Annotated in this window: 12 protein-coding genes; 2 read left to right on the top strand and 10 right to left on the bottom strand. The window is 46.7% G+C overall.

Annotated features, from left to right (window positions below):
• Positions 1-45: 45 nt before the first annotated feature.
• Positions 46-1,089, top strand: coding sequence for a cytochrome d ubiquinol oxidase subunit II (locus KXD37_RS00210; protein ID WP_106020312.1), 1,044 nt, complete (start codon positions 46-48; stop codon positions 1,087-1,089).
• Between the two features lie 53 nt (positions 1,090-1,142).
• On the top strand, positions 1,143-1,301 hold the full coding sequence (locus tag KXD37_RS00205) for a DUF1540 domain-containing protein (RefSeq protein ID WP_263462975.1): 159 nt from the start codon (positions 1,143-1,145) through the stop codon (positions 1,299-1,301).
• Positions 1,302-1,323: 22 nt separating this feature from the next.
• Here KXD37_RS00205 and KXD37_RS00200 read toward each other — a convergent pair whose 3' ends face one another.
• From KXD37_RS00200 to KXD37_RS00155, 10 genes are all read right to left on the bottom strand, one after another.
• A complete protein-coding gene (locus KXD37_RS00200; protein ID WP_095714580.1) occupies positions 1,324-2,211 on the bottom strand; it encodes a metal ABC transporter permease in 888 nt (295 codons plus the stop codon).
• Positions 2,201-3,508, bottom strand: a complete 1,308-nt coding sequence (locus KXD37_RS00195) for a metal ABC transporter permease (RefSeq protein ID WP_188323242.1) — start codon at positions 3,506-3,508, stop codon at positions 2,201-2,203. Before KXD37_RS00195 ends, KXD37_RS00200 begins: the two co-directional genes overlap by 11 nt.
• A gap of 5 nt (positions 3,509-3,513) precedes the next feature.
• The gene (locus KXD37_RS00190; RefSeq protein ID WP_101863546.1) at positions 3,514-4,266 is read right to left on the bottom strand and encodes a metal ABC transporter ATP-binding protein; all 753 of its coding nucleotides are present in this window, start codon (positions 4,264-4,266) and stop codon (positions 3,514-3,516) included.
• An 18-nt stretch (positions 4,267-4,284) separates the two neighbouring features.
• The gene (locus KXD37_RS00185; RefSeq protein ID WP_106020313.1) at positions 4,285-5,208 is read right to left on the bottom strand and encodes a metal ABC transporter solute-binding protein, Zn/Mn family; all 924 of its coding nucleotides are present in this window, start codon (positions 5,206-5,208) and stop codon (positions 4,285-4,287) included.
• Positions 5,209-5,482: 274 nt separating this feature from the next.
• Entirely contained in the window at positions 5,483-6,598 is a 1,116-nt protein-coding gene (menC, locus tag KXD37_RS00180) for an o-succinylbenzoate synthase (RefSeq protein ID WP_106020314.1), read from the bottom strand.
• Positions 6,595-8,055, bottom strand: coding sequence for an o-succinylbenzoate--CoA ligase (locus KXD37_RS00175; protein WP_127696608.1), 1,461 nt, complete (start codon positions 8,053-8,055; stop codon positions 6,595-6,597). The genes menC and KXD37_RS00175 overlap by 4 nt, the downstream gene beginning before the upstream one ends.
• 91 nt (positions 8,056-8,146) lie before the next feature.
• The gene (menB, locus tag KXD37_RS00170) at positions 8,147-8,965 is read right to left on the bottom strand and encodes a 1,4-dihydroxy-2-naphthoyl-CoA synthase (protein WP_095714585.1); all 819 of its coding nucleotides are present in this window, start codon (positions 8,963-8,965) and stop codon (positions 8,147-8,149) included.
• Positions 8,966-8,999: 34 nt separating this feature from the next.
• Positions 9,000-9,824, bottom strand: coding sequence for a 2-succinyl-6-hydroxy-2,4-cyclohexadiene-1-carboxylate synthase (gene menH / locus KXD37_RS00165; protein ID WP_127696607.1), 825 nt, complete (start codon positions 9,822-9,824; stop codon positions 9,000-9,002).
• Entirely contained in the window at positions 9,812-11,554 is a 1,743-nt protein-coding gene (gene menD / locus KXD37_RS00160) for a 2-succinyl-5-enolpyruvyl-6-hydroxy-3-cyclohexene-1-carboxylic-acid synthase (protein WP_106020317.1), read from the bottom strand. Before menD ends, menH begins: the two co-directional genes overlap by 13 nt.
• Positions 11,551-12,966: an isochorismate synthase MenF gene (locus tag KXD37_RS00155; RefSeq protein ID WP_263462961.1), complete on the bottom strand. Its 1,416-nt coding sequence runs from the start codon at positions 12,964-12,966 to the stop codon at positions 11,551-11,553. Before KXD37_RS00155 ends, menD begins: the two co-directional genes overlap by 4 nt.
• Positions 12,967-13,162 lie beyond the last annotated feature (196 nt).

Here is a 13,162-nt window from a genome sequence, read left to right as displayed (position 1 = left end):
AGCTTCGCAAGCAAGCAGGAAACTAAATGGAAGGAAGATCGACAAATGGACATTTCAACTGACGCTCTGATCGCCATCTCAATTATTTGGGGTTTTGTGTTTATTTACGCCGTCATGGCCACAATGGATTTCGGAGCGGGATTTTGGTCTATGATCTATTTAAATAAGGAGCATATGAAGGCGACTGATATCGCAAACCGCTTTCTGTCGCCGACTTGGGAGGTCACTAACGTCTTTATCGTGGCCATCGTCGTTGCACTTTTCAGCTTTTTTCCAGGTGCGACGTTTGTGCTCGGAACTGTTTTATTAATTCCCGGCAGCATTATTTTATTGCTTTTAGCAATCCGAAGCGGATTTCTCGTTTTTTCAAACACAGCGAAGGAAAGGAAATTGCTCAGATATATTTCCGGCATCTCCGGTTTTATTATTCCTGCTGTTCTGATTTTGGTTCTCCCGGTGACACACGGTGGATTTATCGAAAACACAGACGGCGTATACAGCTTGAATATGTCTACCATTTTGACAAGCCCAAACGCCTATTCATTTATAGGGTTTGCGATTTTAAGCACTTTATTTTTATCCTCCCTGCTGCTGGCGGATGTTTCGAATGTGGCTGAGGAACAGGACGCCTACACGGCGTACAGAAAAAGCGCCTTAATCACCGGCCCGATTTCGCTCCTATTTGCCATATGCATTATGCTAACAATGCGGAATGAAGCAAACTGGCTTTATACTGGAATGATGAATGATTTTTCCTGGATTATTGCGTCGTTTATTACATTCATCATCGCAGGCATAGCTCTTTTTCTGCCTAACAAAAGCTTCGGCAAAAAGATTGGGAAACCCAGACTGGCGCTTGTCGCGATTGCGATACAGTATTTTCTGGCAAGCTACGCGTACGGCCGCGCCCACCTCCCTTATATGATTTATCCTGACGTGACGATCATGTCCGGTTTCACCGAGCCCGCCACGTTCAGAGCGCTGTTTATGACATATATCGTTGCATTCATTATCCTCTTCCCGGGCTTCTATTTCTTCTGGAAGCTGTTTATGAAGGATAAACGGTATATCCGCCAGCAGGAAGAATAGGGCCCAAGCCCTCCGGCTATACTAAGCTTGAACCTTTATAAGGAGGGGATGGCATGGACCAGAAAATCCTATGTGAGGTCAACAACTGTTCTTATTGGGACAAAGGCAACAGATGCACAGCCGATGCCATTTATGTTGTCAGCCATGCTGGCGAGACTGCCGAAAACAGCCGGGAAACAGACTGCAAAACGTTTAAACCGCAAGATTTGTAAAAATCAAAAGAAAGAGCTGGCATCAGACAGCTCTTTCTTTTTCTGTTTTGAGCATTCTTATCTTTTTCGTCATCACTCCGTTTGACGGCGAAAATAAAAAGGCACCTGCATAAAAAACTCCTGTCATTGCCGCCATCGCTCCGGAGATGGAAACATTGAGCCATGTTGCGCAGATATAGCCCAATAGAGCTGACAGCCCTCCGATGACCGCGCTGATAATCAGCATATAAAGCAGCCGGTCCGTTAATAGATGGGCGGCAGCAGGCGGAACAATCAGCATCGCCACAACCAATATGGCGCCGACCGAATCAAAGGAGGCAACGGTCGTAAGCGACAGCATACCCATCTGGAGGTAATGAATCAGCATGACCGGTATTCCGAGGGCCAAAGCCATTTGCGGATCAAACGAAGAAATTTTGAACTCCTTATAACACACACTGACCATCGTTATATTGAAAAGCAGCACAACAACCAGCATCCAAAACGCTTTTGGCCCGATGTCCACTCCGAATACCGTGATCGTATTCCATGGCACAAAAGCGATTTCTCCCATTAATGAATGTTCAATATCGAGATGGACATTCGCTCCATATACTGATAACAAAATGACACCAACTGCAAATAAGGAGGTAAAAACAACGCCTATGGCGGCATCTGATTGAACCCCTTTGCTGTGAAGAAGCTGTACCAAAAATGCCGTTAACAGTCCCGACACGGCTGCACCGATGAACATAGGAATCCCGTCAAGGCTTTTTGTCACAAGAAAAGCACCCACAATTCCAAGCAAAACAGTATGGCTGATGGCATCGGCCAGCATTGCCATTCTCCTTAATACAAGAAATGTTCCGATCAACGCACAGCTGACACCGACTAGTATGCCCGTCACTATAATCCACGCTTCAAAGCTCATTGGCAATCTTCCCCTTCTTGATTTCAGGGTATGGCTGGCGGAGCTCAGGCATCCTGCCATGCAGCTTCAAAAGTGAAAGAAGCCTATCTCTTATAGCCTCCGGCAATCGGTCCGGCACAAAATCATCCTGATCCGCACCTGCTTTTTCTATATCCATTTCATGCATGAGGTACATTTCATACATCCGATATTTTAAAGCCGTCAGATAACCTTTTTCTATCCCAGCCTGTGTCACTTTCCAAACCCCGTTTTCAATCCGCACAACGCACCGCTCTTTTTCCAAATCATCGAAAACTTTATGACATGATGAAGGTGAAAGCCGCCTTTTCTTTCGTATACTTTCCTCCGTTACATATATTTCCTTATGTTCATACTGCTCAAAAATCGTCAGAAGCACCTGCTCCCGGTTTGTTTTTCTGCGCAGCCTTATTAATCTTATCCCTTTAGCAGCCAGTCCCCGCTTAGGTGCACAAATCATCGAAAAAAGAAAAATGATCGTTGCCGATAAAATCATCAAAGGCCCCGTCGCCATGCCCTCCATTGTTGTACTCAGCAATGTTCCGGACACGCCGCTGATCCCGCCTGTCATCCCGGCAATCACGATCATGCCCGTTAAACGCTCGGTCCAATATCTTGCGGCAATCGCGGGTGTAATGAGCATAGCTGCCATTAAGATGACACCTACAGTTTGAAGCCCTATCACAACAGCGCAGACAATAAGACAGGCCATAAATCCGTTTAAAAAACGTACCGGCAATCCCAATCCCTTTGCAAATGCGATATCAAAGGTGATGATTTTAAATTCCTTAAAAAAGACAGTACAAAGCAGCAATAAAACGGCGGATACTCCCGCAATAAGAATGATATCCTGTCTGACTAATGAAGCAGCCTGGCCGAACAGAAAGGAATCAAGTCCGCTTTGGCTTCCCGACCCCAGCTGCTGAATATATGTCAGCAGTATAATACCGACGCCAAAGAACACAGAGAGAACGATCCCAATTGCCGAGTCCTCTTTTGTTTTTGACAGCCGCGGTATCAGCTGAATCATCCACGTTCCGAGAAGCCCTGCAAGCGCTGCGCCGAGCAAAAAGAAAGGGAGCGATTTTTCTCCGGTGAACAGAAAAGCGAGACACACACCCGGCAGGGCAGAATGGGCCATCGCATCTCCGATTAAACTTTGTTTTCTAAGCAGCACAAAGCTCCCCAACACGCCGCTTGCTGCGCCGAGCAAAAGCGTCCCGGCCAACACCCACTGTGTATTCGGATGCTGGAGCTGCAGCCACAAACTTTCTATCAATGCGCTCACCCCTTGTTACCTTCTGCCAGCACTTTATCTTTTAGAAATGTCAGCCTTCCTCCATACGTTTTTTGAAGGTTTTCAATCGTAAACACTTCCTCCGCCGGGCCGAAGGCGATTTTCCTTAAATGAAGCAGCAATATCCAATCGAAATAGTCTTCGGCGGTTTGCAGGTCATGGTGGACGACAAGTACGGTTTTGCCCTTATCCTTAAGCTCCGCCAAAAGAGTCATGATTGCCCGCTCCGTCGCTGCATCCACGCCGGCAAACGGTTCATCCATAAAGTAAATGTCGGCGTCCTGGCAGAGTGCCCGGGCAAGGAATACCCGCTGCTGCTGGCCCCCTGACAGCTGGCTGATCTGCCTGTTCGCATAATCGAGCATGCCGACTTTTTCCAAAGCCGCTTCAGCCATTTCCGCGTCTGCCTTTTTCGGTCTTTTCAGCAAGCCGATTCGGCCATACCTTCCCATCAGCACGACATCGAGAGCGCTGGTAGGAAAATCCCAATCAACCGAACCTCGCTGCGGCACATATCCGATTCTTGTCCGCTGTTGTTTATAAGTTTCGCCGTAAATGGAGATGTCTCCTGAGGCACGGGGCACAAGACCGAGAATCGTTTTGATCAAAGTGGACTTTCCAGCGCCGTTCGGGCCGATAATACCGATTAATTTCCCCTCCGGCACCTGCAGCGAAATCTCTTGCAGAACGGGCTTTTTATCATAAGCGACTGTTACATTTTCCAGCTCAACAGGAAACATTTCTTTCACCCCTATTCCTTATTTAAGCGCTTCGGTAATCGTGTTGATATTATGGCGGAACATGCCTTCGTATGTGCCTTCTTTTGTCCCCTTTTCACCCATTGCATCCGAATAGAGCTGACCGCCGATTGACACCGAATGGCCTTTTTCTTTAGCCCCTTCCACCACGGCATTAATTGATTTTTCAGACACGCTGCTTTCTACAAAAACAGCCTTAATTTGTTTTTCTGCCAAAAGCTCAACCAGGTCCTGTACATCCTTTAAGCCATAATCTGAATCTGTGCTGAGCCCCTGCAGGCCTTCCACTTTAAATCCATACTCTTTCCCAAAATACGCAAACGCATCATGAGCGGTTACAAGCACACGGCTTTTCTCCGGAATGTTCGCAACCTCCTGACGAGCCCATTTATCTAAATATTGCAAATTATCTTTGTACTCTTTTGCGTTTTTCTTAAAATCATCCGCATGCTCAGGCATCGCTTTGCTGAATTGCTCTTCGATTTCATCAATTGCGTAAATCCATAATGGGATGCTGAACCAGACGTGAGGGTCATACATCTTCCCTTTTTCCGCAGAAATAAGCTTGCTTTTCGGAATTGCTTCGGCAACCGCCGCCGCTTGTTTTTGTTCACCGATTTTACGGAGAATGTCTTCCATCTTCCCTTCGAGATGCAAGCCGCTGTACAGTACAACGTCTGCTGATGTCAATTTTCTCGCATCACCTTGTGACGCTTTGTAAAGGTGCGGGTCTACTCCCGGTCCCATTAAAGAAGTGACCTTCACATGCTTTCCGCCGACTTTTTCAGCCGCGTCTGCAATTTGGGAAGTCGTTGCCGTCACTTGCAGCCGCTGATCAGAGCTTTTACCGGAAGACTCTGATCCACAGCCCGTTAAAGCAAGGCATGCAAGGATCAATGCCGCTATCAGTCCTCTTTTTTTCATTTGTTCCTCCTCTTTGTCATCGATGTCCTGTTGTTTTATCTTATGTTGTGTTTTCTTAGACATGTGACATTTAATTAGACAAAAGCATGTTTTGTTTATATAGGACAAAAAGTTTCCTTAGTGCAAAAATATCGTGTTTGTCCATTTCTGTCAAGATATTTCCACATAAAAAAACCGGCTGGTTCAGCAGCCGGTCAAACGAGAAGGGATGTATTCAACGCTTTTACTCTAACAGCACACTCACATTCTCTCAAATTGATAAAATGCCTTTTTCTCATCCATGCTGTGTGAAAACATCCATTTTGGTCACATATTTTCGCATTATTTCCTGATTTACTTCAACCCCTAAACCAGGCTGTTTCGACACAGAAATAAATCCGTTATCGATACGGATATCAGGGGTCACAATATCCTCATCCCAATACCTTGAAGATGACGAAATATCGCCAGGTATCGTAAATTGGGGCAAGGAAGCCAGCGCCACGTTTTGCGCTCTTGAAATGCCAGTCTCCAGCATTCCTCCGCACCAAACCGGCATATTGTGCTCCTTGCACAGATCATGGATTTTCAGAGCTTCCGTCAATCCGCCGACACGAGAAGGCTTGATATTAATTACTTTGCAGCTTCCCAGCTCAATCGCCCGTCTCGCGTCATCAGCTGAGCAAATGCTTTCGTCAAGGCAAATCGCCGTTTTCATATGCTTTTGCAAGTGGCGGTGATCAACAATATCATCAGCTTGGAGCGGCTGTTCAATCATCATTAAATGATATTCATCAAGCTCCTTTAAGCGGCTGATATCCTTGAGTTCATAAGAGGAATTCGCATCAGCCATAAGCGGGATGCCAGGGAATCGGCTGCGGATGGCTTTTACCAGTTCCACATCTTGTCCTGGCTGAATTTTAATTTTTATTCTTTGATAGCCTTCTTTTTGATAAGCTTCAATTTCTTTCAGCATATCCTCAAGAGGCGCTAAGCTGACAACGACTCCGGCAGGGACTTTGTCTCTTGTCCCTCCTAATGCATCCGCAAGAGAAATCCCCATCTTTTTTGCATAAATATCCCAAACAGCCGATTCAAGCCCCGCTTTTGCCATCCTGTTACCTTTATAGCGCGCCAAGCTGTCCGGCACTTCAGAAGGGTGGCTGAATTCACGTCCGACGACATTAGGAATAAAAAAATCCTTCAGCATATGCAGACAAGTACCAATCGTTTCCTCGGTGTACCATGGTGAGGAGAATGCAGACACTTCTCCCCATCCTGTAACTCCGGATATATCGATGGCTTCTACAATCAAAAATTTGCGCTCCTGAAGCGTCTCAATACTGTTTTTGAACGGTTTTTTTAGATTCATGCTCAAATGATAAAGCGTAATTTTTTCTATTTCGATCATAACAGTTCTCCTTTACGCGCATCCTTCAGCTGATTTCGCAATAGCTTATTCGACGCATTGCGCGGCAGGCGGTCTAATACAAAGAATTTTGCCGGAACTTTATATTTCGCCAAACGTTCTTTGCAAAAAACGGTCAGTTCTTCAGCGCTGACAGGCTGATGGAGCACAAGATAAGCATGAGGCACTTTTCCCCATTTTGTGTCCTCCGCGCCTGAAACGCCGGCTTCTGCAACAGCCGGATGAGAAAGCAGCACAGACTCCACTTCAGCGGGATAAATATTTTCTCCGCCTGAAATGATAAGATCTGATCGCCTGTCTAATACATATAAAAACCCTTCACTGTCCAAATAACCGAGATCGCCTGTTTTCAGCCAGCCATTTTGAAAGGATGCTTTATTTGCGCTTTCCCGGTTGAAATAGCTTTTCATGACATTCGGGCCTTTCACCATAATTTCACCGTGTTCAAACGGCTCACACGCTTTTCCGTCCCGCTCAATTTTGATTTCGCATGAAAACAGCGGTTTTCCTGCTGATCCGAGCTTTTCCATACTGAATTCCGGCGAGAGAGTAACGATTTGTGAGCACGTCTCCGTCATTCCGTATGATTGAAAGACGGGGAAGCCTTTCTCTCGGCATTCTTCCAGCAAAGGAAGCGGCGCAGGACCTCCGCCGAGCAGGATGCATCTGAGGGATGACGGGCAGTAGCTTATTTCTGCTAAAAGACTTGCCAGCATTGTCTGCACCGCAGAAATAATCGTAACTTGATGCCTGTCGATAGAATCCAATACATCACTTACGGAAAAACGCTGGTGAAGCACGACCGTCATTCCGTAAATCACAGATTTAAATAATGCGGACAGTCCGCTGATATGAAAGAGCGGCAGCGTGATAAGCCAGCGGTCTTGTTCTGTTATACCCAAATTAAGAGCAGAAGACACCGCACTGAAATAATGATTTCCAAACGTTTGCTGAACTCCCTTGGGCTTGCCGGTTGTCCCGGAGGTATACATGAGAGTCGCCGTTGCGTCCATTTGCATGTATGGCTCAATTTCAATATCCTGTGCATCTTCTTTTACCAGTTCATCCACATTAACGGTTTCAACCATATGCTCATAATCCTGCATGTCAAAACTTTCATCCGTCAGTAAAAAGCGGGCGCCGGAATCCTCCAGCTGGAACAGCCTTTCATGTTTAGACAGCTTTGTATTGAGCAGCACCGCTTTTACGCCGAGCAAAAAGCACGCGTGTACGGCATATACCATCTCCGCCCGGTTTCCGAGCAGAAGAGCCGCGGTGTCCCCTTTTCGAAAAGAATGAGCGGAAAGCTGGGACGCCATTCGTTTGGATGCGGCAAATAATGCAGCAAATGTCACGGTTTGATCTCCATAAATGAGAGCGATTCTCTCAGGTGTTAGCTGTGCCCGTTGCAGGAGCCAGTTGGGCTGTTCTGTCAGCATGTCATCATCTCCGAGGTAAAATTACTTTATTGAAAAGAAAACAGCTTGGACCGCAATGGCTCAAGCTGTTCGTTTCATACGTATCTGCTGATCACGGAAAACGCGGGAATTGACCGAAATCCGGTTTGCGTTTTTCCTTAAAGGAATCACGGCCTTCTTTTGCTTCATCAGTTGTGTAGTAAAGAAGGGTTGCATCCCCTGCAAACTGCTGAATTCCAGCAAGTCCGTCTGTGTCCGCGTTAAACGCAGCTTTAAGAAAACGAAGTGCGGTCGGGCTTTTCTCAAGCATTTCTTCACACCATTTAATCGTTTCTTCTTCAAGCTGTTCCAAAGGAACAACTGTGTTGACAAGTCCCATATCCAGCGCTTCCTGCGCGTTGTACTGACGGCACAGGTACCAGATTTCACGGGCTTTTTTATGTCCTACGATTCGAGCCAGGTAGCCTGAACCGTAACCTGCGTCAAAGCTTCCCACTTTAGGGCCGGTTTGTCCAAAAATCGCATTGTCGGCAGCGATTGTCAAATCACATACGATATGAAGCACGTGTCCTCCGCCGATCGCATATCCGGATACCATCGCAACAACAGGTTTCGGGATGACGCGGATTAAACGCTGAAGATCCAATACGTTTAAACGCGGAATTTGGTCGTCGCCTACATAACCGCCGTGTCCGCGCACTTTTTGGTCTCCGCCAGAACAAAACGCTTTGTCTCCGGCACCGGCAAGCACGATAACGCCGATGTTTTGATCATCTCTCGCGCGAGCAAATGCATCAATCATTTCAGCAACCGTCTTAGGGGTAAACGCATTATGTACCTCAGGGCGGTTGATAGTTATTTTTGCAATACCATTATACGATTCATACAGTATTTCATCGTATGTACGTTCAGTTTTCCATTCTACAGCCATGATATGACCTCCTCTATTTTTCCATATGAACGAGTTATAAGTTTGTTAAAAACCCACTCACTATTTTACCAAAAAAACGCGGCTGTTCCACATGCACTGTATGGCCTGCTTCAGGAACAATCTCTATTCTACTAGATGGAAGCTTCTTATGCACCTCTTGATTAATGGCGCAAAACTTTTCGTCCCATTCTCCGCAGATGAGAAGCACAGGCGCCGCAATATCTTTTAACCGGCTCCACCAGGAAGGCTGAGAACCGGTGCCCATACCGATTAAACTGTTGGCCAGTCCAATGTTATTATTTCTCAGACGGCCCGACCGTATCCTTTGCCGAACGTCTTCAGCAAGCCGCTGCTGCGTCGAAAACAAAGGGATGCCTTCCCAATAGTCCACAAAGGCTTTGATCCCGTCACGCAAAATAAAATCGGCAAGCTTCCGATCCCGCAAGATTCGTTCTTTCCGTTCCCCGAGGGTTTTAAGGCCGGGTGTCGTGCTTTCGAGCACAAGCGCTGATATCCGTTCGGGGTATGTCATGGCAAAGGAATATGCAAGCCTTCCCCCCATAGAATAACCAATAAGTTTCACTTTGTGAAGTTTTAAATGATCAAATATTTCGGCAAGGTCTGAAACTTGCCGGCTCGTGCTATACCTTTTTCCATTCAGCGGGGCATCACTTTCTCCGTGTCCTAAGCAATCAATTTTGATGACACGGGAATCAGGCAGCAACTGGTCCAGAAAGGCCCAGGATTGTTTGCTGCCGGTAAACCCGTGCAGACAGACTATGGTATCAGAAGCATTCGGCCGATCATCTGTCACAGCATAGCGGACGCCGTCTGCAACAGTTATGCTTACAGTTCCCATTGTTTTTTCACTTCCCGCACAGCCTCATTCAGCATATCACGATGAAGCTGAACTCTTGATTGGCGATCAGTCTTGATTTCTATAATGTGAAGGCCGGGCTTGTCAGCCTGCGGTGCGTATGATGCTTTAAATTCATCCCACGAAGCCGGGCATGAATACGTGCCCCCGTAAAGCTCAGCCGCATGCTTGAAATCAAGCCCGGTCGGCGTGCCGAACAAATCTTCAAAGTGTGTCTTTTCAGATGCCTGCGGCAAAAATGAAAAAATCCCTCCGCCGTCATTGTTCACGAGGATCACAGTAAGCGGAATACCCAGTTTTTTAGCCGCCAGCAGCCCGTTTAAATCATGATAAAAAGACAAATCCCCGATCACGAGTGTCACAGGTGCTTTTGTTCCTTCACAAACACCCATGGCAGAAGAGACAACACCATCAATCCCATTTGCGCCACGGTTTGAATAGATACGGAAATTGCGGTCCTGATTTTCGAAAAACGTATCGACATCCCTGATTGGCATGCTGTTTCCGACAAACAGCGAGCTATTTTCAGGCACAAGATGCTGGAGGATTCGATAGAGGTTGCCCTCAAATGAAACCTCTTCACTGCTGACCGTTTGCAGATATTCACGGAAACGCTGATTCACGATCTGCCATTTTTCCAGCCATTCCGATGTTCGATCCATTCCAGTATGTTCAGCCATGATCGCGTCGGCAAAACTAGACGGGCTGCAGTGAATCATATGTGCGCTTGCCTGTGTCGGCTCTCTCCAGCCGCCATCCTCATCAATCACAATCTGCTGAATGGCCGGGTCATCCTTCAGCCACAAAAAAACCGGCTTTGAAACAGGCATCGGTCCGAAACGGATCACGACATCAGGCCGCAGTACTGACTTCAGCTCATCATCTTTCAAAAATGAGTCATAAGCATCTATAACGGTGCTTTTATCATGGACGCCGTTCCGCAGGTTAGACAGCGGGTCAGCTAAAATTGGATAATGCAGCGCTTTTGACAGCTCCACAATTTTTTGCTGATCAGCATCACTGTGGAGTTCCCCGCAGACAATCATGCCTTTTTCGGCCTCTTTCAACATCATAGCCACGTCAGACAGAGAGTCCCGGTCCACGGATTGCGTACCCGTTTTCACTGACACGTGACGCCCAGTTCTCATTCTTTCAAACGGCTGATCAGAAAGGTCAGGCATCAGCGGCTCACGAAGAGGTACATTCACGTGCACAGGCCCCATTGGACGCTTTTGCGCTTCCCCGGCGGCACGGCCTGCCAGCGTTCGGATATATCTCAGCATATGCGGCGACTCTTCGGGAAGAGCAGAGTCTGTGAAAAACTTAACAAAGTTACCGAATAAGAAGTGCTGATTAATGGCCTGCGGTGCGCCTACTTCACGCAGCTCGTGCGGCCGATCAGCAGTTAACACTATAATCGGTACTCTTGAATAATGGGCTTCAATCACAGCCGGATAAAAGTTGGCCGCGGCTGTTCCTGATGTGCAAATCAGAAGCACGGGACGCTGCTGTGCTTTTGCCAGCCCTAATGCAAAAAATCCGGCAGATCTTTCATCAATTTGGATATGGACGTTGATATCCGGATGCGCGGCAGCAAGAATTGCCAGCGGTGTAGATCTTGAGCCCGGACAAACGACAGCGTCCGTAATTCCGGAAAGGGCGAATTCATCAATAAAGCTTCCGATGTAATGAGTAATCGGGTTCACTGTCAACGTCTCTCACCTCCCAGTGCAGAGATCATCGGCTTTAACTTAATCTGTGTTTCTTCGTATTCCGATTGCGGTTCAGAGTCTTCCACAATGCCGCACCCGGCAAACAGGCGTGCTGTGCTGCCTTCAATCAGCCCTGAACGGATGGCAACAGCAAATTCTCCGTTATCCTGACTGTCAATCCAGCCGACAGGAGCCGCATACCAGCCGCGGGACATCGGTTCGATCTCTCTGATCACTTCTACAGCTTTTTTCTGAGGTGCTCCCCCAAGCGCCGGTGTGGGATGCAGTTTCTCAATTAAGTCAAAAAGCGAAGCAGACGCGTGAAGCTGTCCGACAATCGGCGTAAATAAGTGCTGGACGCTTTTCGTTTTGTACAATACAGGTTCGTCAGGCTTTTCAACGTCAGAACAGCTTGATACAAAAGCGTTATGAATCATGCCTACAACAATGTCATGCTCCAGCAGATTTTTCTCATCGTTTAATAATTCAAGGCCGATGCGGCGGTCTTCTTCTTCATCGGAGCCGCGCTTTACGGAACCTGCCAGACAAGTAGACATGACAGTGTTGCCGTCTCTTTTGATCAGTCTTTCCGGGGATGCGCCGACAAAGGTTTTGCCTTCTTGTTCGATTGCAAAAACATAGCTTGTCTGCTGATCGGTCAAAAGCGTTTTAAGCACCGGTTCCATTTTGACCGGACCGTCAAACGTGAGCAGCAGCTCTCTGGCAAGAACCACTTTATCATATTGATTCTCTTTAATTTGGCTTGTTGCCGTTTCGATTGCTTTCAGCCAATCAGACTTATCCAGCTCCTGAGATGCTGTCATCACAGCCTGATCTTCTTGATTTAAATCGGGGACCATAAATTCCGCTGCAAAAGCTTTTAAGCCTTCCAAAACAGCTTCTGCATCATCTTCTCCGCTGACCCATCTGTTGACTGTTAAAAACGAACTGTCAGCAGACATTGTCAGCATAAGCGAAGGCACAAAGAAATCCCCTTCCGAGAAATGGTCCCATTGAGTACCTCTTTCTTCGTAAGGGTCAAAGGAAAAGCCTCCGAATAAGACAGGTCCCACTGCAGGATGCTGCAGCTTTTCTTCTTCATAAATATGAAAAGCCGTCTTTTTAAAGCGCTCCCATTGTTCAAAAACCTCGCGATACCGCTCGTCGTTTTTTTGATTCGTCTGGAAAACAGCTTCTTTGCCAAGACCGACTATTGTCAATTCACTTTCAGGTTCTGACCAAAAAAATCGATTGCCTGTATATTTTTTTGCTCCGTAATTGAAAAATGATAGAGGGTCAAGAGACTCAATTTGTCTCGAATAGCTTATTAAGACAGCATGGTTGACTTCTTTGGCTTTATGTAATGCATGTAGAACTTCCTTTCGGAACGTACGCTGCACCGTTGTCACCATGAGACATTCCTCCATAATTCTTAAAATGCTTTTAATACCATACACCTGTGTCTACATTGTGTCAAATACACAGATCATGCAGTCCAAATGGCCTGCCTTACCTATTATAAACCTAATTGCAGAAATGAAAAAGAAACAAACCTTAAATTTCTTTCTCCACTGATAGCAAAGCTTGTATCCGCTTACCATATAAGGA

It is taken from the genome of Bacillus sp. XT-2 (assembly GCF_025696525.1).
GTDB lineage: Bacteria > Bacillota > Bacilli > Bacillales > Bacillaceae > Bacillus > Bacillus halotolerans.
Note: the sequence above shows the minus strand (reverse complement) of the source record. Positions and strands in the feature narration are given on the sequence as shown.